The organism is Sphingomonas tagetis (assembly GCF_024211275.1).
Taxonomy (GTDB): Bacteria; Pseudomonadota; Alphaproteobacteria; order Sphingomonadales; family Sphingomonadaceae; genus Sphingomonas; species Sphingomonas tagetis.
Genome location: NZ_JAMLDX010000001.1, coordinates 313,485 through 334,282, shown reverse-complemented (window position 1 = coordinate 334,282; position 20,798 = coordinate 313,485). Strand labels below are relative to the sequence as shown.

The following is a 20,798-nucleotide window of genomic DNA, read 5'->3' as shown; positions in this document are numbered from 1 at the left end:
GGGCCGCCGAAACGCGGCCCGCCTGCTTCGAATTTCGAAGGATTACTGAACAATGGCACAAGCACCGCAGCGTCTTCGCCGTCGCGAACGCAAGAACATCACCGCCGGCGTCGCCCATGTGAACGCCAGCTTCAACAACACCATGATCACGATCACGGACGCACAGGGCAATGCGATCAGCTGGTCGTCGGCCGGCATGATGGGCTTCAAGGGTTCGCGCAAGTCGACCCCGTATGCCGCGCAGGTCGCCGCCGAGGACGCAGGCCGCAAGGCTGCCGAGCATGGCGTTCGCACCCTCGAGGTCGAGGTGAAGGGTCCCGGTTCGGGCCGCGAGAGCGCGCTGCGCGCCCTCCAGGCAGTCGGTTTCCAGATCACCTCGATCCGCGACGTGACCTCGATCCCGCACAATGGCGTGCGTCCGAGCAAGCGCCGCCGCGTCTGATTTGACTTTCCGCCTCCGCCGCGGACTCGGGAAGCCGGGTCCGGGCCGGAGGCGGCTCCAATCCTGGCGGGACCGCCCCTGTCCCGCCCAACCCAGGGGAAGCCTGTGTCTGTCAACGCAAAGAACTGGCAGGAACTGAAGAAGCCGAACGGCCTTGAGAAAAAGGGCGGTGACGGCAAGCGCAAGGCGACGTTCGTCGCTGAACCGCTGGAGCGCGGCTTCGGCCTGACGCTCGGCAACGCGCTGCGCCGCGTGCTGCTCTCGTCGCTCCAGGGCGCCGCGGTGACTTCGATCAAGATCGAGAACGTCCTCCACGAGTTCAGCTCGTTGGCCGGCGTTCGCGAGGACGTGACCGATCTCGTCCTGAACGTGAAGCAAATCGCGCTGCGCATGCAGGGCGAGGGCGCCAAGCGGCTCCAGCTGAGCGCCACGGGCCCGGCCGAAGTCAAGGCCGGCGACATCGCCGTCTCGGGCGACATCGAAGTGATGAACCCCGAGCTGGTGCTGTGCCATCTCGATGACGGCGCGACGCTCAATATGGAACTCGTCGCCGACACCGGCAAGGGTTACGTGCCGGCCGCCGCCAACCGTCCGGCCGACGCGCCGATCGGTCTGATCCCGGTCGATGCGCTCTACTCGCCGGTCCGTCAGGTGAGCTACAAGGTCGAGAACACCCGCGTCGGGCAGGAGCTCGATTACGACAAGCTCAGCCTGTCGATCGAGACCGACGGCACCGTGACCCCGGAGGACGCGCTCGCTTATGCCGCGCGCATCCTGCAGGACCAGCTGGCGCTGTTCGTCCACTTCGACGATTCGGCGATCACCCGTTCGGCGCCGATCGGCGTGGCCGCTCCGGCTTCGGGCGGCGGCGATGCGGGCGCGGGCGATACCGCGACGATCAACCGCTACCTGCTCAAGAAGGTGGACGAGCTCGAGCTGTCGGTCCGTTCGGCCAACTGCCTCAAGAACGACAACATCATCTATATCGGCGATCTGGTCCAGAAGACCGAAGCCGAGATGCTGCGCACCCCGAACTTCGGCCGCAAGTCCTTGAACGAGATCAAGGAGGTGCTGTCGTCGATGGGTCTGCGCCTCGGCATGGAAATCCCGGGCTGGCCGCCTGAGAACATCGAAGAGATGGCCAAGAAGCTCGAGCAGGAAATCATGGGCTAAGTCGCACCGGGTTAGCGCAAGCTAACCCGGAGACGACGCCAGCCCGGCCGGCGGGTCGCAGAGCCGTCCGACGTCGCGGCTTTGCCGCGGCGGGCCTCCTGGAAGAAGGGTCATCGGCAGCCACCCCAAGCGCTGCCTGGTCCGGGGTACCAGTGGGCACCCATCAAAGTAGTACTTTGATGGGACCCGCTATACGGCCCCCGAACGAACGAGAAGGAAGATACCATGCGCCATAAGTACGGCGGCCGTAAGCTACAGCGCACCTCGGCCCACCGCATCGCCCTGTTCCGCAACATGTCGGCAGCGCTGATCAAGCACGAGCAGATCCTGACCACCGTCGCCAAGGCGAAGGAACTGCGTCCTTACATCGAAAAGCTGGTGACGCTGGCGAAGAAGGGCGGCCTTTCGAACCGCCGTCTCGCGCATGCCCGCCTGCTCGACGACGCGCAGCTGGTGAAGCTGTTCGACACGCTCGCCACGCGCTACGCCGACCGCAACGGCGGCTATACCCGCATCATCAAGGCCGGCCCGCGCGCGTCTGACGCCGCGCCGATGGCCTATATCGAGTTCGTCGACCGCGACGTCTCGGCCAAGGGCCAGGATTCGGGTCCGGTCCTGACCGACGAGGATTTCGACCAGGCCGCGTAATCCGCGCCGGATCGGTTTCAAGAGGGCGGTGGCAGCAATGCCGCCGCCCTTTTTGTTTCGGCGTCGCAAGAATCGCTGAACTTTGGCGCAGCGCGCCGCTCCCCATCTTCCACGCATCGGCCCGAGCCGCGGATTTCCGCCAATTCGGCAACTGGCACGCGGCATGCAACCCCGCGGGCAGGAGGAGGAAGATGAGACGCAATACCGGATTTGGCGCCGCCAACGCACTGGCGATCGGTTTCGCCACGCTACCGCTCATGGTGATGAGCTGGGTCAGCTATCAAAGCGCGCTGACCAGCCTCGCCTGAGGCACGTGCAACGCGCTTGACGGAGGGCCGCGCCGCAATAGGGTGCGGCCATTCCCGTTTCAGGAGAAACCAATGCGCCCCGTGCCGTATCTGGCTCTGCCGTTGCTCGCCCTTCCGTTGCTGTTCGCCGCCCCCCACGCTCTCGCCAATCCGGAGACCCCGACCACGATGCCCGCCCCGATCGCCTATCCGCAGACCAAGCGCGTCGATATCGTCGAGGAACAGTTCGGCCAGAAGGTCGCCGACCCCTATCGCTGGCTCGAGAATGACGTGCGCAACGACAAGGACGTCGCCGCCTGGGTCGAGGCGCAGAACAAGGTCACCGGCGCCTATCTCGACACGCTCCCCGGCCGCGACGCGTTCAAGGCGCGCATCAAGCAGCTGTTCGATTATGAGCGCTTCGGCGTCCCCACACACAAGGGCAATCGCTACTTCTACGCCCACAACACCGGCCTCCAGAACCAGGCGGTGCTATGGGTGCGCGACAGCCTGAACGGTCCCGGCCGCGTGCTGATCGACCCCAATGGCTGGGCCAAGGACGGCGCCACCGCGCTGTCCGAATGGGTGCCGTCGGAGGACGGCAAGCTGCTCGTCTACGGCATTCAGGACGGCGGCAGCGACTGGCGCACCGTCAAGGTGCTCGACGTCGCCACCGGCAAGACGCTCGACGACGAAGTCAAATGGATGAAGTTCAGCAATCTCAGCTGGGCGAAGGACGGCTCGGGCTTCTACTACAGCCGCTTCCCCGAGCCCGCGCAGGGTCAGGCATTCCAGCAGCTCAACGAGAATCAGGCGGTCTATTTCCACCGCATCGGCACCCCGCAGAGCGCCGACACGCTGATCTACTCGACCCCCGAAACCCCCAAGCGCGGCCATTACGCGCAGGTCACCGACGACGGCGACTGGCTGGTCATCACCACCACCGAAGGCACCGATGACCGCTACGAGATCACGCTGCTCGACCTCAAGACGCCGGGCGCAAAACCGCGCAAGCTGATCGCCGGCCTCGACAACAACTGGTCGCTCGCCGGCAATGTCGGCACGCGCTTCTTCTGGAACACCAACAAGGGCGCACCGCGGCTCAAGGTCGTGACGATGGACGTCGCACAGGCCAATCCGGTCGCGACCGACGTGATCCCCGAGGACAAGGCCACGCTGCAGGGCGCCGGCATCGTCGGCGGCCAGCTGATCGCCACCTATCTGGTCGATGCCCGCGACGAGCTGCGCCGCTACGCGCTCGACGGCAAGCCGCTCGGCAAGGTCGCGCTGCCCGGCATCGGCAGCGTCGCCGGCTTCACCGGCGATCCCGCCAAGACCGAAGCCTTCTACGCCTATACCAGCTTCAACGCGCCGACGACGGTCTATCGCTATGACGTCGCCACGGGGAAAGCGACCGAGTGGGCCACGCCCAAGGTGGCGTTCAACCCGGCCGACTATGCCGTCGAGCAGCGCTTCTTCGCCTCGAAGGACGGCACCAAGGTGCCGATGTTCATCGTCAAGCGGAAGGACGTGACCGGCCCTGCGCCGACACTGCTGTGGGGCTATGGCGGCTTCAACGTCCCCTACGGCCCGGCCTTCTCGGCCTCACGGCTGGCGTGGATGGAGCAGGGCGGGGTGTTCGTCCTCGCCAACATCCGCGGCGGCGGCGAATATGGCAAGGCATGGCACGATGGCGGCCGGCTCAACAACAAGCAGAACGTCTTCGATGACTTCATCGGCGCCGGCGAATATCTGATCGCACAGGGCATCACCAAGAAGGACGGCCTTGCCATCCAGGGCGGTTCGAACGGCGGGCTGCTGGTCGGCGTGGTGGTCAACCAGCGCCCGGACCTGTTCGCCGCGGCGCTCCCCGCGGTCGGCGTGATGGACATGCTGCGCTTCGACCGCTGGACGGCCGGCCGCTACTGGGTCGACGACTATGGCTATCCGTCGAAGGAAGCCGACTGGAAGATCCTGCGCGCCTATTCGCCCTATCACAACATCGTGCCGGGCAAGACCTACCCCGCGATCCTCGCCACCACCGCCGATACCGACGACCGCGTCGTGCCGGGCCACACCTTCAAATACACCGCCGCGCTGCAGGCCGCGGACATCGGCCCCAAGCCGCACCTCGTCCGCATCGAAACCCGCGCCGGCCACGGCTCGGGCAAGCCGACCGACAAGGTGATTGAGGAAACGTCCGACCTCTGGGCCTTCGCCGCAAAGTGGACCGGCCTCGAGGTCAAGCCGGTCCGCTGATCCCGCACACCACGCCCGGCCGCTGCTTTTTCCGTCTTTTCCGAACGGCATAGACTGGATTAAGCTGCGGCCAGGGAAAGTGGCGGGGGATGCCGTGAATCGTAAATGGGCGCTGCTCGGCGCGTCGTTATTCTGTCTGACACCGGTAGCGGCGCAGGAGGCGGTCAAGCCCGCCGACTATCTTGTCTGCGACGGCTACCCAGCGCCGCGTCCCAAGAAGAGCCTCAAGCCGGGCGAGACTCAGCCCGTCTGGCGCGGCTGGGGCTATCAGGGCACCACGACGGCCAAGCGCGTCCGCGGTTTCAACGTCGTCGGCGTGGTCGCGTGCGAGAAGGTACTCGCCGATCCGGTGCTGGTCCCCGAATTCTGGCAACGCCGCGCCTCGCTGATTCAGGCGCGCGCACTGCACGAGCTCGGCGAGAATTCGAACGACACCGCGATGAAGACGCTCGACGAGGTCGAGAAGCTCTACGCCGACAACGACAAGTTCGGTGCGCTGCCCTCGGTCAAGCTCGCCAACGACGCGTTGCGCGCGGTCGCGCTCTATCGCGCGAAGAAACCCAAAGAGGCCGAGGCGATGCTCGCCTCGATCGACGCGCGCCGCCCCTATGCGATGAGCGTGCGGCGGATGACCAGCAGCGTGCGGATGCTGTTCGACAGCGACCGCGCCAAGCGTATGGCGCAACTGCGCCAGCAGGCCGCGCTCAACCCGCAGGCGCTGCGGCTGATGTTCATCCTGTCGATGCGTCAGGCCGATTTCGACAATGCCTTGCTCTATGCCGATCAGCTCACCTTCGACCTGCCGCGCCAGCGTGGCGGCTGGACGCTGCGTGGCGAGGAAGGGCGGCGTTACGAGCAGATTTCCGAGCGCGCCTCGCTCGCCGGCGCGCGCGCCTATGCGCTGCTCGCGGTGGGCCGCACCGAGGAGTCGGCCAAGCAGCTCGCCGCCGCCCGTGCCGAGGTGGCGACCGCGATCGAGCCGCCGCCGCCCGCGCCCGATGGCCGTAAGCAGAGCAAGAAGGTCACCGAAGACTATAGCAAGCGCGTTGCCGCGGGCACGCAGGCCACCGCCGCGCTCGATCAATGGTCGGCGGCGATGGCGATCCGCCTGCGCGCGCCGAAGATGACGGCGAAACAGCTGGCCGAGGAAAAGCCGACGGGCGAGGGCACGCTCGTCATCGCCGACCTGCTGGGGCAAGTGAAGGCGGCCGATCTCGCCGAAGCGCAGCAGATCGGCGACACGATCGAGGCGATCCACAAGTTCGGCGACGCCGCGCTGACCAAGGCGCTCTCGCTCAACTTCTCCGGGCTCGTCGGCATGCTTCCGCTCGCCGAAGCCGATGGGCTGGGGCCGAAGATGCGCGGGGAGGGGAGCAACCTCTGGCGCTCCAACCTCGACGGCTGGCGCGTGATGGACGCCGACGATCCAGCGCTGTTCAACGTCCGCTTCGGCGGCACCGTCGCCAGTCCGGCGAGCCTCGAAGAAGCCGCGTTGCTCGTCGCCGCCAACCACGCCGCCTCGCTCGGCAAGGACGCGTTCGTCATCGAAAGCGCGCAGATGGTGAAGCGCAGCACCACCATGTACGGGATGTATTATTCGGGCGGCACCGTCGACAGCGGCCACGAAATGCGAATGCTGATCCGCCCACTGGGTTACGCGGACGCCGATGCCAAGCCGCGGCAATGGCGCGCGTTCAAGGTGGCGGAGGTGCGCGCGGCGCTGGCGGGGAAGTATCCGGTGGTGGAGTAGGGTCGGGAAGGAGCCAATTGCGGACGTCTGCTAAAGTGCCAGAATGAGGCTATGGTTGAGGTAATTCATTTGGCCGCTGGCGAGCAGATGCCGGAAATATCCGATCACGAACCTTGGCTGATCGTGGAAGCCAGCGACGATGGGCGGTTCTTTGGGACTGGTAGCGCTCTTAAGCCAAACGGCGAAAGCGTGTTTTATGCGTCGCTCGCAGAAAGCGACATCAGCTTGGAAAGCGCGATTGGAGCCGCCCGAGAATGGGCCGTCAAATACAGTGTGCCTCGAATTTGGGTGCAAGCGACTGCGGACAGGGATTGATCGCTAACCACCCAATTGCCGACCTCATACTCATTCCTCCCCCGGAGGGGGAGGGGGACCGCCGAAGGCGGTGGAGGGGTAGTCTCCCAGAGCGGTGACGACGATGTATCGCACCACTGCGTCCAGATCGTTCAACACCTCCACCGCCGGAATGCGCAACGTCCGCACACCCTGCGACGACACCCAAGCATCCCGAACCGCGTCGCGCTCTGGCCGATCGCCGCGCTCATGCGCCTCGCCGTCGACTTCGACCGCGAGCTTGTGCCGAGGACAGAAGAAATCGAGCACATAATGCTCGCCGGCGGGATGCTGGTGCCGAAACCGAAGCTCGGCCGGGCGTTTCTTCAACTCCCGCCACAGCAATATCTCCGGCAGCGTCATCGCCCGGCGCAATTGCTTGGCGCGCTTCTGGTTTCGTTTCGGGCCATGAAGCATATGGCGACCTATCCCAACGTTGCGGACATCCATCTCCGGGCCTAGTGTCGGGCAACGACAAAGGAGCCGGTGATGGAAAAAAGCGATTGCTGCGGCAAGGATTGCGCCTGCTGCGCGAAGGAAAAAGACAAGGGCAAGTAGGTGACGGCTCGGCAACGCCGGGCCTTCACACTGCCTCCCGCCGGAAACACCCCGCGGCGTGGTCGTTGACCATGCCGACCGCCTGCATCCAGGCATAGACGATTACCGGCCCGACGAACTTGAACCCCTTGCCCTTCAGTGCCTTGGACAGCGCTTCGCTGACCGCGGTGCTGGCCGGCACGTTCATCCCGTCGCCCTTGACCGGCGCGCCGCCCGCGAATGCCGCGTGAAAGCCCTCGCGCCGTTTGAGGATGATCGACCAGGAGAGGCCGGCCTGCATGCCCTCCAGCATCAGGATTTCCCACAACCGTCGCGAATCGTGCACGGGCACGCCCCATTCCCGGTCGTGATAGTCCGCCATCAGTGCATCGCCGTTCGCCCAGCCACACCGCGTCCGTTCCATCATCGTGCCCTCCGAATCAACGAGAACAAAAAAAGATCGTTCCGCACTTGTTCTACCGGAACAAAGGATATACATAATCCAACAACAGCCGGGATATCGGGCGTTGAACGACAGCGGCAAAGCCTCTAGCGACGGAGACTTCGAATGGCAGCTTCCCTCAAGGTGATCGACGGAAACATGGCGATTTCTTCGGATAAACAGAAGGCGCTCGACGCCGCATTGGCGCAGATCGACCGCGCCTTCGGCAAGGGTTCGGCGATGCGGCTGGGCTCGAAGGAGACGATGCAGGTCGAGGCGATCTCGACCGGTTCGCTCGGGCTCGACATCGCGCTCGGCGTCGGCGGTCTGCCGCGCGGCCGCGTGATCGAGGTGTATGGCCCGGAAAGCTCGGGCAAGACCACGCTGGCGCTGCACGTCATCGCCGAGGCGCAGCGCGGTGGCGGCACCGCGGCGTTCGTCGATGCCGAGCATGCGCTCGACCCGGTCTATGCCAAGAAGCTCGGCGTCAACATCGACGAACTGATCGTGTCACAGCCCGACACCGGCGAGCAGGCGCTCGAGATCGTCGATACTTTGGTGCGCTCGAACGCGATCGACGTGCTGGTGGTCGATTCGGTCGCGGCGCTGGTGCCCCGCGCGGAGATCGAGGGCGAGATGGGCGACAGCCATGTCGGCTTGCAGGCGCGCCTGATGTCGCAGTCGCTGCGCAAGCTGACCGGCTCGATCAGCCGTTCGCGCTGCATGGTGATCTTCATCAACCAGCTGCGCATGAAGATCGGCGTGATGTACGGCAATCCGGAGACCACGACCGGCGGCAACGCGCTCAAATTCTACGCCTCGGTCCGTCTCGACATCCGCCGCACCGGCCAGATCAAGGACCGCGACGACATCATCGGCAACTCGACTCGCGTGAAGGTCGTCAAGAACAAGGTCGCCCCGCCGTTCAAGCAGGTCGAGTTCGACATCATGTATGGCGAGGGCATCTCGAAGATCGGCGAAATCCTCGACATCGGCGTCAAGGCCGGGCTGGTCGAGAAATCGGGCGCATGGTTCAGCTATGACAGCGTCCGCATCGGCCAGGGCCGCGAGAACGCCAAGACTTTCCTCAAGGAAAACCCCGAACTCTGCGACCGCCTCGAAAAGGCGATTCGCACGCGCACCGACAAGGTCGCCGAAGAGATGATGGCCGGCCCGGACGCCGAGGACGACGACGACGAGGGCTGACATTCGATTTTGGGCCGCACCGTGTCCAGCGGACCGGCGGCGGTCACGGGACTAGTCTCCCATTGGAAGACCCGGCGTGTCCACGCCGGGTCTTTCCATTTGGCGCATTCGCCGTCACGCTTGTGGACGATGTTCGCCACTTTTGACTGAGGACGCGCCCGATGATCACCGTCCATCACCTCGAAAACTCCCGCTCGCAACGCGTACTCTGGCTGCTCGAAGAGTTGGCGCTGCCCTATGCGATCAAGCGCTACGAGCGGAACAAGGCGACGATGCTAGCCCCGCCCGAACTGCGCGCCGTCCACCCGCTCGGCAAGTCGCCGGTGATCGAGGATGACGAGGCCGATGGCGGGCAGGGCCGCACCGTCGCAGAGACCGGCGCGATCATCGAATATCTCGTCGAAAAGGCCGATGGAAAGCTCGGCCCGCCGGCGCACCGCGACGCGGTCCTCCGCTACCGCCACTTCCTTCACTATGCCGAAGGCTCGCTGATGCCGCCCTTGCTGGTGAAGCTCGTCCTCGGCCGCGTGCCTTTGCTCGGAAAGACCGCGCAGAAGAAGATCCAGCCGATGATCGACGTCCATCTCGACTATGTCGAGGCGCATTTGGCCGCGCATGACTGGTTCGCCGGCGACGTCTTCACCGCCGCCGACGTGATGATGAGCTTCCCGCTCGAAGCCGCGCGCAGCCGCGCCGGTCTCGACTCGTCACGCCCGGCCACCATTGCGTGGCTGACCAGGATCCATGCCCGTCCGGCCTATCAGGCCGCGCTTCAGGCCGGTGGTCCCTACGCTTATGCCTAGAATTTGGTGAAGCTCTGCTCGTCCACCGCCGGCCCACCGCCGGTCGGCGCATGCGGCGGCTCGATCTCGGGCGGCTCGATCGGGTCGAGCCGCCCGCCCTCCCATTTCGCCACCACCGCGCTCGCCACCGCATTGCCGACGACGTTGGTCGCCGAGCGGCCCATGTCGAGGAAATGGTCGATGCCGAGAATCAGCAGGAGCCCCGCCTCGGGAATATCGAAGAAACCGAGCGTCGCCGCGATCACCACCAGGCTGGCGCGCGGCACCCCGGCGATGCCCTTGCTGGTAATCATCAGCACCAGCAGCATCGTGATTTCCTGCCCCAATGTCAGGTCGATGCCGTAGGCCTGCGCGATGAAGATGGTCGCGAAGGTCATGTAGATCATCGAGCCGTCGAGGTTGAAGCTGTACCCCAGCGGCAGCACGAAACTGGCGATGCGCGGCGGCACGCCAAAGCGGTCGAGCGCCTCGAGTGTGCGCGGATAGGCGGCTTCGGACGAGGCGGTCGAGAAGGCGAGCAGCAGCGGATCGCGGATGTAGCGGACGAGCAAGGTGGTGCGCTTGCCGACGATCAGGAAGCAGACGCCGATCAGCAGCGCCCACAGGATCAGCATGCCGAGGTAGAAGGTGCCCATGAAGTAAGCGAGGTTGCCGATGATCGCCGGCCCGCGCTCGGCCAGCGTGCCTGCCACCGCCGCGAACACCGCGACCGGGGCGAAGCGCATGACGTAGTTGGTGACCTGAAGCATCACATGCACGAGCGCCTCGATCGCGCTGACCAGCGGCTTGGCCTTTTCGCCGACCGCGGTGATCGCGACGCCGATGAACAGCGAGAAGATCACGATCTGCAGGATCTCGTTCTTCGCCATCGCCTCGATGCCCGAGGCGGGGAAGACGTGGGTGAAGAAGTCCTTCAGGTTGAACGCCGCTTTCTCGACCCCGCTCGCCGCATCGGCCGGGGGCAGCGCGAAGTTGAGGCCGACGCCGGGCTGGAACAGATTGACGAGGATCAGCCCGAGCGTGAGCGAAACCAGGCTGGCGCAGATGAACCAGCCGACCGCGCGGCCACCGACACGGCCCAGTGCCGCGGTGTCGCCCATATGGGCGATGCCCGCGACAAGGGTCGCGAACACCAGCGGCGCGATGATCATCTTGATCAGCCGCAGGAAGATCGTGGTGATGATCGAGAAATAGCCGGCGATCGTCTTGAGCTGCGCTTCGGCGCCGGCCGCGTCGGCGCCATAGCTGTTGCGGACACCGAAATGGAGCGCGAGGCCGACGATCGCGCCCGCCACCAGCGCGATCAGGATGAAGGTCGTCAGTTTCTTGGCCATCGCGCTCCCCTTTGATGCGACTAGACAGGGGATTGCGGGCCGCGGGTCAAGGGCCGTATCGCTTGCGACCATGAGGTTTTCCCGCAGATCGCTGATCGCCGCCGCCGCTCTGTCGCCACTGGCGGCCCATGCCGGGGTGCTGCGCGCCGCAGAGCCGGACCTTTTCTGCACTCAAGCCGATCACCGGCGATGCGGTGCCGATCGGCGCGGCCGAGCGCCGCGATCGGCTGGCGCGTGCGCAGGCGCTGATGCGGGCGAACGGCATCGGCGCGGTGCTGATCGAGCCGGGGGCGAGCCTGCTCTATTTCACCGCGGTGCGCTGGGGCCGGAGCGAACGGCTGACCGCGGCGGTGATTCCCGCCGAGGGCGAGCCGCTGATCGTCACGCCGTTCTTCGAGGAGCCGTCGGTTCGCGAATCGCTCAGCATCCCGGCGGAGGTGCGGGTGTGGCAGGAGCATGAGAGCCCGTTCGCACTGGTCGCGGGCTGGTTGCGCGAGAAGAAACTGGCGGGCCGTCCGATCGGGATCGAGGAGACGGTGCGGCACTTCGCGGTCGATGGGCTGGCGAAGGCGCTCCCCGGCGCGAAGCTGGTCTCGGCCAATCCGGTGGTGCGTGGCTGCCGCATGATCAAGACTCCAGCCGAGATCGCGCTGATGCAGAAGGCGGCGGACGTGACGATGGCCACCTATCGCTGGACCTGGCCGCGAATCGAGGCGGGGATGACGCCGCAGGACATCGCCGCGCTGATGAGCGCCGCGACCCGCGCGCTGGGCGGGCAGGTGGCGTTCAACCTGATCCTGCTCGGCGAAGCATCGGCCTATCCGCATGGCACCGGCAAGCCGCAGAAAGTGGCGAAGGGCGAGGTGGTGCTGATGGACTGTGGTGCTGATGGACTGTGGTGCGGTGGTGCATGGCTATGAGAGCGATATCAGCCGCACCTTCGTCCATGGCGAGCCGAGCGCCGGGCAGCGCCGCGTTTGGAACCATGTCCGTGAGGGTCAGCAGCGCGCCTTTGCCGCGGCAACGTTGGGCGCGGCGGCGGGGAGCGTCGATGACGCGGTGCGCGGCTGGTATGCGACGCTGGGCTACGGGCCGGACTACAGGCTGCCCGGCCTGTCGCATCGAACCGGCCATGGCATCGGCATGGATGGACACGAGCCGATCAACCTGGTCCGCGGCGAGACAACGAAACTAGGGCCGGGCATGTGCTTTTCCAATGAGCCGGGGCTGTATCTGCCGGGCAAGTTCGGCGTGCGGCTGGAGGATTGTTTCCACATGACCGAAGCCGGGCCGAAATGGTTCAGTGAGCCGCCCGGATCGCTCGAAGCGCCGATCGGATGACCGTAACCGGTCAGGTTGACGACCGCTTGACGAAGTTGACACAAATCGCGGGTTGTCAGGCGGCCATGGAGGCGCGCGCGCGGCCGGCGCGACGGCGAAGCGACATCTGCGCGACAGCCACGCGACGCCCGCACGACAGCCACGCGACGCCCGCACGACAGCTACGCGACGGCCCGCGACACCGGCGCGATATCGACGCGACGAAGCTGACGACGGAGGAGATCAAAGGGCGGCCATTTCCAGGCGCAGGGATGCAACCAGACGAATTCCAACATTGCAACGGCGAAGCAGGACGCCGGATGGATGCAATCACCCTGATCGAACCGTTTTGCTTGAGCGAACGCCCGCTCGCCCCTAAGTCGCGGTCATGACTTCGACCAACGATATCCGCCGCAGCTTCCTCGACTATTTCGAAGGCCAGGGACATGCGCGCGTGCAGTCCGCGCCGCTGGTGCCGCACAACGATCCGACGCTGATGTTCGTCAATGCGGGCATGGTGCCGTTCAAGAACGTGTTCACCGGCCTCGAAACGCGCCCCTACAAGACCGCGGCATCGTCGCAGAAATGCGTTCGCGCGGGCGGCAAGCACAATGATCTCGACAATGTCGGCTATACCGCGCGGCACCACACCTTCTTCGAAATGCTCGGCAATTTCTCGTTTGGCGACTATTTCAAGGAGCAGGCGATCACGCATGCGTGGACGCTGCTGACCAAGGAATGGGGCCTGTCGCCGGACAAGCTGACCGCGACCGTCTATCACACCGACGATCAGGCGTTCGACCTGTGGAAGAAGATTGCGGGCCTGCCCGAAGAACGCATCATCCGCATCCCGACCAAGGACAATTTCTGGGCGATGGGTCCGGATGGGCCGTGCGGGCCGTGTTCGGAAATCTTCTATGATCATGGCGATCACATCTGGGGCGGCCCTCCCGGAAGCTCGGAAGAGGATGGCGATCGCTTCGTCGAGATCTGGAACCTCGTCTTCATGCAGCATTTGCAGGAAAACGACGTCATCGTCAGCGACCTGCCCAAGCCGAGCATCGACACCGGCATGGGGCTCGAGCGCGTCGCGGCGGTGCTGCAGGGCGTGACCGACAATTACGATACCGACACGTTCAAGGCGCTGATCGCCGAGAGCGGCGCGCTGACCGGCGCGGCGACGAGCGGCGACAATCAGGCGAGCCACCGCGTCATCGCCGATCATATCCGCACCTCGGGCTTTCTGGTCGCGGACGGGGTGCTGCCGGCCAATGAGGGCCGCGGCTATGTGCTTCGCCGGATCATGCGCCGAGCGATGCGCCACGCGCATATCCTTGGCGCCAAGGAACCGCTGATGCACCGCATGGTGCCGTCGCTGGTCGCGGAGATGGGCGCGGCCTATCCCGAACTGGTGCGTGCGCAGCCGCTGATCGAGGCGACGCTGCTGCAGGAGGAGACGCGTTTCCGCCAGACTCTCGCCAACGGCCTCAAGCTGCTCGACGAGGCGACGGCGGATATGGGCGAGGGCGACACGCTCCCCGGCGAGACCGCGTTCAAGCTCTACGACACATTCGGCTTCCCCTATGACCTGACCGAGGACGCGCTGCGCCCGCAGGGCATGGCGGTGGACCGCGCGGGCTTCGACGCGGCGATGGCGCAGCAAAAGGCGGCCGCACGCGCCGCGTGGAAGGGATCGGGCGCCAAGGCTTCGGATGATGTCTGGTTCGATATTGCCGAGGAACTCGGCGGAACCGAGTTCACCGGCTATTCCACGAGCGAGGGCGAAGGGCATATCGTCGCCATCGTCAAGGACGGCGCGCGCGTCGACAAGGCCGGGCAGGGCGACGAGGTCATCCTGCTGACCAACCAGACGCCCTTTTACGGCGAGAGCGGCGGCCAGATGGGTGATGCCGGGCTGATCGTCAGCGACAAGGCTCGCGCGGTGGTCAGTGATACCTCCAAGCCGCTCGGCCGGCTGCACGCGCATCATGCGACGATCGAAAGCGGCGAGATCGCGGTCGGCGATACGGCGCGGTTGAGCATCGACACCGTCCGCCGCGATCAGGTGCGCGCCAATCACAGCGCCACGCACTTGCTGCACGCGGCGCTGCGCGAGCGGCTGGGCGGCCATGTGACGCAGAAGGGCAGTCTGGTCGCGCCCGACCGGCTGCGCTTCGACTTCTCGCATCCTTCGGCGCTGAGTGCGGAGGACATCGCTGCGATCGAGGCCGATGTGAACCGGCATATCCGCGAGAATGACTCGGTCGGCACGCGGCTGATGACCCCGGACGATGCGATCGCGGCCGGCGCGATGGCGCTGTTCGGCGAGAAATATGGCGACGAGGTCCGCGTGCTTTCGATGGGCCGGGCAACGCAGAACAGCTATTCGGTCGAGCTGTGCGGCGGCACACATGTCAACGCGCTGGGCGACATCGCGATCTTCAAGATCGTGAGCGAAAGCGCGGTGTCGAGCGGTGTTCGCCGGATCGAGGCGCTGACCGGCGAAGCCGCGCGGCTGTGGCTGCAGGGCCGCGACGACAGATTGCGCGAGGCGGCGGCGGCGCTCAAGGCGTCACCCGACGAGGTGCCGGCGCGGGTGCTGGCGCTGGTGGAGGAACGCCGCAAGCTAGAGAAGGAACTGGCCGAGGCGAAAAAAGCGCTGGCGCTGGGCGGCGGCGGTGGCGCGGCGGCGCCCGCCGGACCCGAGCAGGTCGGCGGCGTGAATTTCGTCGGCCAGATCCTAGACGGGCTCGATCCCAAGGCGCTGCGCGGCGCGGTGGACGAGGCCAAGGCGCGCGTTGGTTCAGCTGTGGTAGCTTTTGTGGCGGTAAATGAGGGGCGTGCAGCGATTGCGGTTGGCGTCACCGACGACCTGACCGGAAGCCTGAATGCCGTCGAACTGGTCAAGCGTGGCGTTGCCGCGCTGGGCGGGCAAGGCGGCGGCGGGCGGCCGGATATGGCGCAGGGTGGCGGCCCGGACGGCGGAAACGCCGCCGCCGCGATCGAAGCCGTAAAGGGCGCACTCGCCGAGGAGAAAGAAGCTGCCTGACCGTTTTATGGCTGTCGCTGCGGCGATGGCCCTGTTCGTGGCCCCCGGCGTGAGTGCGCAGGGGAAATTGCCGCCTTATCCCGAAGCGCTGCGTTGCGCCGCGCTGACTCATGCCGCGCTGGTGCTGGGCAAGGGCACGCCGCAGGAATCGCAGCTGTTCGACCATGTCATCTATTGGGGCATGGCGACGGCTGATGCGGGCCGCGCGGCGGGTAAGCCGGCCAAGGCGGTGGATGCCGAAGTCGAGCGTGACTCCGCCGCGCTTCAACCGAAGCTGCGTGCCGGCGATGGCGCGACCGCGGCGGCGCTGGCCGGTTGCGTCAGCCGCGTTCCGCCACTCGACAAATAACCGGGAGATCGACCGATGCGCCGCCGCACCTTCGTTGCAACGGTGGGGGCGGGGGCGCTCGCCGGTCCATTGCCCGCCTGGGCGATTCAGGCCAGACCGGGATCGAATGACGCCAAGCTGCGCGCGTTGTTGGACCGCATCTTTGCGGACCGGCTGGCCAGCGACCCTGAAGGCGCGACCCAGCTCGGCCTCGATACCGGCAAGAATGCGGGGCTGAAATCGCGGCTGTCGGGGCGCAGCGCGGCGGATGATGCGCGCGAACTGGCGCGGTCCGGGCGCGAGCTTGCCGCGGTTCGGGCGTTCGCACCAGCGACATTGAGCCAGGATGCGCGGCTCGATCAGGACGTGATCGTCTATGAGCTCGAGCGGAGCATCGCCGGGCGCAAGCGGTTTTCCTACGGCGACAATGGCGGGCGGTTCGTGCCGTATCGGCTGAGCCAGCTGAGCGGCGCCTATCAGGACGTACCCGACTTCCTCGACACGCAGCATCGCGTGAAGGATGCGGCGGATGCCGACGCCTATCTCGCGCGGCTGGGTGCGTTCGCGACGGTGCTCGATCAGGAGACCGAGCGGCAGCGCGGCGATGCGGCCAAGGGCGTGTTTGCGCCGGACTACATTCTCGACACGGCGCTGAAGCAGTATTCCGCATTGCGCGACAAACCGGCGGGCGATGCTGCGCTGGTCACTGGCTTTGCCACCAAGCTCAAGAGTGCGGGATTGCCGATCGAGCTTGCGGGGGCGGCGGCGACGCTTGTTGAAACCAAGATCTATCCCGCACTGGATCGTCAGCGGGCGCTGGTGACGCAATTGCGGGCCAAAGCTGGGCATGACGCGGGTGTGTGGCGGCTTCCCGATGGGGAGGCCTATTACGCAGCGGCGGCGGAAGCGGCGACGACCGTGAAGCTGAGCGGGGACGAGATTCACCGGCTGGGTCTAGAGCAGGTCGCGGAGATCAGCGGGCGGATCGACGCGATTCTCAAGGCGCAGGGGATGAGCCAGGGCAGCGTCGGCGCGCGGCTGGTGGCGCTCAACGAGCGGCCCGACCAGTTGTTTCCCAACACCGATCCGGGCCGCGAGGCGCTGCTGGCCGAGCTCAACAAGCAGATCCGCGCGATGGAGAAGCGCCTGCCCGAGCAGTTCGGCACGCTGCCCAAGGCGCCGGTCGAGGTGCGGCGCGTGCCGCCGGCGATTCAGGCGGGGTCGCCGGGCGGTTATTATCAGGCGGCGACGCTCGATGGCTCGCGGCCAGGAATCTATTACATCAACCTGCGCGATACGTTCGACCGGCCCAAATTCGGTCTCGCCACGCTGACGCATCACGAGGCGGTGCCGGGACATCATCTGCAGATCATGCTCGCGCTCGAATCGCAGGACATTCCGCTGATCCGGCGGCGCGGCGGGTTCAGTGCCTATAGCGAGGGCTGGGCGCTCTATACCGAGCAGCTGGCGGACGAGATGGGGATGTTCGAGGGCGATCCGCTGGGGCAGGTCGGCTATCTCCAGTCGCTGCTGTTCCGCGCGACGCGGCTGGTGGTCGACAGCGGGCTGCACGCCAAGCGCTGGAGCCGAGAAAAGGCGACCGACTATTTCATCGCCACCACCGGCATCGCGCGCGGGCGCAGCCAGGGCGAGATCGACCGCTATACGGTGTGGCCGGGGCAGGCGTGCAGCTACAAGATCGGGCACACCGTCTGGGTGAAGCTGCGCGACGAGGCGAAGGCGAAGGCCGGCGCGAACTGGGACCCGCGCAAATTCCACGAGGTGCTGCGCAAGGGCGCGATGCCGCTGTCGGTGCTCGAGCGGGTGGTGAGGGGACGGGCTTAAGTCTCGGCCTTGCGCACCCGGCGGATGCGGGGTTCGCGGTCGAGGCTGGCGGCTTCCTTGATCGACTGGCGCATTTCGTCGCGCTTTTCGTGGATCGAGGCGATGACCGGGCCGACCGCGACGCCGAGATCGACGAGCACCGCTTCCGATAGCTGCAGCGAGCTTTCGAGCGTTTCGGGCACGGCGTCGGTCGCGCCGGCCTTGTAGAGTTCGGCGGCGTGCGCCGCGTCGCGGGCGCGGGCAATGATCGGGATGCCCGGCACCCAGCTGCGCACGCGGCGAGTCAGCCGCACGGTCAGCACCGGATCGTCCATCGTCAGGATCAGCGCGTCGGCATGGCCAAGGTTGAGCCGGTCGACCAGTTCGCTGCGCGAAACGTCGCCGAACATCACCGTATAGCCTTCGCGCCGCGCCGCCGCGACGCCGTCGATATCGGCATCGACCGCGATATAGGTCTTGCCGTGCGCGGTCAGCATGTCGGCGACGGTGCGGCCGACGCGGCCGAAGCCGATGATGACCGTACCGCCGATTGCGACCTCCGACGGGATCGCCATCGCATGGTCGTGATCGCGGTCCTCCAGCCGGCGCGAGATGAACTTGCCCGCTTCCGCGAGCAAGGGCGTGATCGTCAGGCCGATCGCGGTGACGGTGGTCCAGAAGGCGGCGTCCGAGGGGAGGATCAGTCCCGCCGTCGCCGCGACGCCGAGTACGATCAGCGTGGTTTCCGACGGGCTGGCCATCAGGATGCCGGCTTCCGCGGCAGTGCCCGCGCGCGCACCCGACAGCTTGAGCAGACCGATCGTCACGCCGACCTTGATCGCCATCACGCCGAGGATCGCGGCGAGCAGCAGTGCCCAATCCTGCATCACCATGCGCAGGTCGAGGCGCATGCCGACGGTGATCAGGAACACGCCGAGCGCTAGCCCCTTGAACGGCGCGGTGATCACCTCGACCTCGCTGTGATATTCGGTCTCGGCGATCAGCAGGCCGGCGAGCAGCGCGCCGACGATCGGTGACAGGCCGACCGCGGTTGTGGCCATGCTGGCGACGATCACGACGAGCAGGCTGGCGGCAAGGAACAGCTCGGGCGATTTGGTGCGCGCGGCCTGGCCGAACATGCGCGGCAGGATGAAACGGCCGCCGATGAACAGGATCGCGACGACGATGCCGCCGCGGCCGAGCGTGCCGGCAAGCTCGCGCCAGCCCGCGTCGGCCGCCGCCGGGGCGAGCGCGCCGAGCAGGAACACGATCGGCACCAGCGCCAGATCTTCGAACAACAGCATCGCGAAGGCCGATTTGCCGACCGGACTGGTCGTACCCGCGATCGGCAGCACCAGCGCGGTGGAGGAGAGGGCGAGCGCGAGGCCCAGCCCCAGCGCGCCGGTCCAAGCCTGCCCAAGCGCGAACAGCGCGCCGCCGATCAGCAGGGCGGCGGCGAACAACTCCGCCGCGCCGACCCCGAACACCAGCCCGCGCATCGACCATAATCGCCGGAACGACAGCTCCAGCCCGATCGAGAACAGCAGCAAAATGATGCCGAATTCGGCGAACGGTTCGATCGAATGCGGATCGGTGATGGTCAGGTAATAGAGCCAGGGCATGCGGTCGACGAGCTGGCCGAGTCCGGCCGGGCCGACCAGCGCGCCGACCAGGATGAAACCGATCACCGGACTGATGCGGAAGCGCGCGAACGCCGGGATCACCAGCCCCGCGGCGCCAAGGATCACCAGTGCGTCGCTGAAACCGCTATTTGTCAGGTCTAGGGCCATGACCTAGTTGTAACGGGCCGCGAAACGATTTGTCATGGGGGAAGCGCCATGGACTACGACATTATTGTCGCCGGTGGCGGCCCTGCAGGGATGATGGCGGGACTGTTGTTCGCCCGCGCCGGGCTGCGGACGGTGGTGGTGGAGAAGCATGGCGATTTCCTGCGCGATTTCCGCGGCGATACCGTCCACCCCTCGACGCTAAACCTCTTCGACGAACTGGGCATGCTCGACGCGCTGCTCGAACGGCCGCACGACAAGGTGCCCGACATCGAGGCGGTGGTCGGCGGACGGGCGTGGCGGGTGGCCGATTTCAGCCACCTGCCGGGCCGCGGCCGGTTCATCGCGATGATGCCGCAATGGGAATTCCTCGACTTCGTCGCGCAGGCCGCAAGGCGCTATCCGGCGTTCGAATTGCGGATGAACGCCGAAGCCATCGATATCGTCGAGACGGACGGCCGCGTGACGGGCGTGCGGCTGGCCGACGGCTCGACGGTCACGGCGCAGCTGGTGATCGCGGCCGACGGGCGCGGGTCGGTGTTACGAAAGGCGGCGGGCTTGCCGCTGGAGGATCTGGGCGCACCGATCGACGTGTTCTGGTTCCGCGTGCCCAAGGCGCGGACCGAGGCGAACGACACGCAGGGTTATATCGCGGGCGGCGAGATGGTCGTGGCGATCGACCGGGGTGACTATTTTCAGGGCGCGCGTGTGATCGCCAAGGGCGCCGCCGACGCGATCCGCGCGAAAGGGATCGAGGCGTTCCGCGCCGACGTTGCCGCGACCGCGCCGGTGATGGCGGCGGGCGTCGAGGCGATCGCGGGCTGGGACGACGTCAAACTGCTCACCGTCTCGCTCGACCGGCTGACGCGGTGGTTCCGGCCCGGGCTGCTGGCGATCGGCGACGCGGCGCATGCGATGTCGCCGGTCGGCGGCGTTGGCATCAACCTCGCGATCCAGGACGCGGTCGCGGCCGCCAACATCTTGTGCGAGCCGATGCTGCGCGGCGAAAGCCCGGACCGCTGGCTGGTACAGGTGCAGGAACGCCGGATGCTCCCGGTGCGGATGATCCAGGGCATGCAGCGGATGGTCCACCGCAACGTGATCGGCGCGGCGCTGGGCAATCGTTCGATGCGAGCGCCGCTGGCCGTACGATTGCTCGATCGCTTTGCGCTGCTCCGGCGCATCCCCGCGCGGGTCGTCGGACTCGGTGTGCGGCGCGAACATATCCGCTCGCCGGAGGCAAATCCTTGAGGCCGATGGCATTCTGGTCGCGGCC

General features: G+C 66.3%; 17 protein-coding genes and 1 pseudogene. 14 read left to right on the top strand and 4 right to left on the bottom strand.

Annotation, left to right across the window (positions count from 1 at the left end; all coding sequences use genetic code 11):
- Positions 1-52 precede the first annotated feature (52 nt).
- The 6 genes from rpsK (at position 53) to M9978_RS01670 (ending at position 6,874) form a co-directional block, all read left to right on the top strand.
- Entirely contained in the window at positions 53-442 is a 390-nt protein-coding gene (gene rpsK, locus M9978_RS01695) for a 30S ribosomal protein S11 (protein WP_066579261.1), read from the top strand.
- 105 nt (positions 443-547) lie between these two features.
- Entirely contained in the window at positions 548-1,615 is a 1,068-nt protein-coding gene (locus M9978_RS01690) for a DNA-directed RNA polymerase subunit alpha (protein ID WP_254291114.1), read from the top strand.
- Positions 1,616-1,840: 225 nt separating this feature from the next.
- Positions 1,841-2,263: a 50S ribosomal protein L17 gene (rplQ, locus tag M9978_RS01685; protein ID WP_254291113.1), complete on the top strand. Its 423-nt coding sequence runs from the start codon at positions 1,841-1,843 to the stop codon at positions 2,261-2,263.
- Positions 2,264-2,643: 380 nt separating this feature from the next.
- Positions 2,644-4,809: a prolyl oligopeptidase family serine peptidase gene (locus M9978_RS01680; RefSeq protein WP_254291112.1), complete on the top strand. Its 2,166-nt coding sequence runs from the start codon at positions 2,644-2,646 to the stop codon at positions 4,807-4,809.
- A gap of 94 nt (positions 4,810-4,903) precedes the next feature.
- Complete coding sequence (locus M9978_RS01675) at positions 4,904-6,559, top strand: hypothetical protein (protein ID WP_254291111.1); 1,656 nt, start codon at positions 4,904-4,906, stop codon at positions 6,557-6,559.
- Between the two features lie 51 nt (positions 6,560-6,610).
- Positions 6,611-6,874: a hypothetical protein gene (locus M9978_RS01670; RefSeq protein ID WP_254291110.1), complete on the top strand. Its 264-nt coding sequence runs from the start codon at positions 6,611-6,613 to the stop codon at positions 6,872-6,874.
- Between the two features lie 30 nt (positions 6,875-6,904).
- Here the strand turns inward: M9978_RS01670 and M9978_RS01665 are convergent, their stop codons facing one another.
- Positions 6,905-7,342, bottom strand: a complete 438-nt coding sequence (locus M9978_RS01665) for an endonuclease domain-containing protein (RefSeq protein ID WP_436977158.1) — start codon at positions 7,340-7,342, stop codon at positions 6,905-6,907.
- A gap of 133 nt (positions 7,343-7,475) precedes the next feature.
- Positions 7,476-7,856, bottom strand: coding sequence for a DNA-3-methyladenine glycosylase I (locus M9978_RS01660; protein WP_254291109.1), 381 nt, complete (start codon positions 7,854-7,856; stop codon positions 7,476-7,478).
- 141 nt (positions 7,857-7,997) lie between these two features.
- On the opposite strand from M9978_RS01660, the gene recA reads away from it, so the two are divergent.
- Together recA and M9978_RS01650 are read left to right on the top strand one after the other, a co-directional pair.
- Entirely contained in the window at positions 7,998-9,077 is a 1,080-nt protein-coding gene (gene recA / locus M9978_RS01655; protein WP_302053738.1) for a recombinase RecA, read from the top strand.
- A 161-nt stretch (positions 9,078-9,238) separates the two neighbouring features.
- Entirely contained in the window at positions 9,239-9,880 is a 642-nt protein-coding gene (locus M9978_RS01650) for a glutathione S-transferase family protein (RefSeq protein ID WP_254291108.1), read from the top strand.
- Here M9978_RS01650 and M9978_RS01645 read toward each other — a convergent pair.
- Complete coding sequence (locus M9978_RS01645) at positions 9,877-11,214, bottom strand: dicarboxylate/amino acid:cation symporter (protein ID WP_254291107.1); 1,338 nt, start codon at positions 11,212-11,214, stop codon at positions 9,877-9,879. The genes M9978_RS01650 and M9978_RS01645 overlap by 4 nt on opposite strands.
- A gap of 70 nt (positions 11,215-11,284) precedes the next feature.
- Between M9978_RS01645 and M9978_RS01640 the strand changes: the two are divergent.
- From M9978_RS01640 to M9978_RS01620, 5 genes and pseudogenes are all read left to right on the top strand, one after another.
- Positions 11,285-12,555, top strand: a pseudogene (locus tag M9978_RS01640) (M24 family metallopeptidase).
- Positions 12,552-12,926, top strand: a complete 375-nt coding sequence (locus tag M9978_RS01635) for a hypothetical protein (RefSeq protein WP_254291106.1) — start codon at positions 12,552-12,554, stop codon at positions 12,924-12,926. Before M9978_RS01640 ends, M9978_RS01635 begins: the two are co-directional and overlap by 4 nt.
- Positions 12,923-15,583 (top strand): alanine--tRNA ligase, encoded by a 2,661-nt coding sequence (gene alaS / locus M9978_RS01630; RefSeq protein ID WP_254291105.1) that lies wholly within the window; start codon positions 12,923-12,925, stop codon positions 15,581-15,583. The genes M9978_RS01635 and alaS overlap by 4 nt, the downstream gene beginning before the upstream one ends.
- Before the next feature lie 25 nt (positions 15,584-15,608).
- A complete protein-coding gene (locus M9978_RS01625; RefSeq protein ID WP_254291104.1) occupies positions 15,609-15,932 on the top strand; it encodes a hypothetical protein in 324 nt (107 codons plus the stop codon).
- 15 nt (positions 15,933-15,947) lie between these two features.
- Positions 15,948-17,756, top strand: coding sequence for a DUF885 domain-containing protein (locus tag M9978_RS01620; protein WP_254291103.1), 1,809 nt, complete (start codon positions 15,948-15,950; stop codon positions 17,754-17,756).
- Here the strand turns inward: M9978_RS01620 and M9978_RS01615 are convergent.
- The gene (locus tag M9978_RS01615; RefSeq protein ID WP_254291102.1) at positions 17,753-19,525 is read right to left on the bottom strand and encodes a cation:proton antiporter domain-containing protein; all 1,773 of its coding nucleotides are present in this window, start codon (positions 19,523-19,525) and stop codon (positions 17,753-17,755) included. The two genes, M9978_RS01620 and M9978_RS01615, sit on opposite strands and share 4 nt — an antisense overlap.
- A gap of 48 nt (positions 19,526-19,573) precedes the next feature.
- On the opposite strand from M9978_RS01615, the gene M9978_RS01610 reads away from it, so the two are divergent.
- Positions 19,574-20,773, top strand: a complete 1,200-nt coding sequence (locus tag M9978_RS01610) for an FAD-dependent oxidoreductase (protein WP_254291101.1) — start codon at positions 19,574-19,576, stop codon at positions 20,771-20,773.
- Positions 20,774-20,798 lie beyond the last annotated feature (25 nt).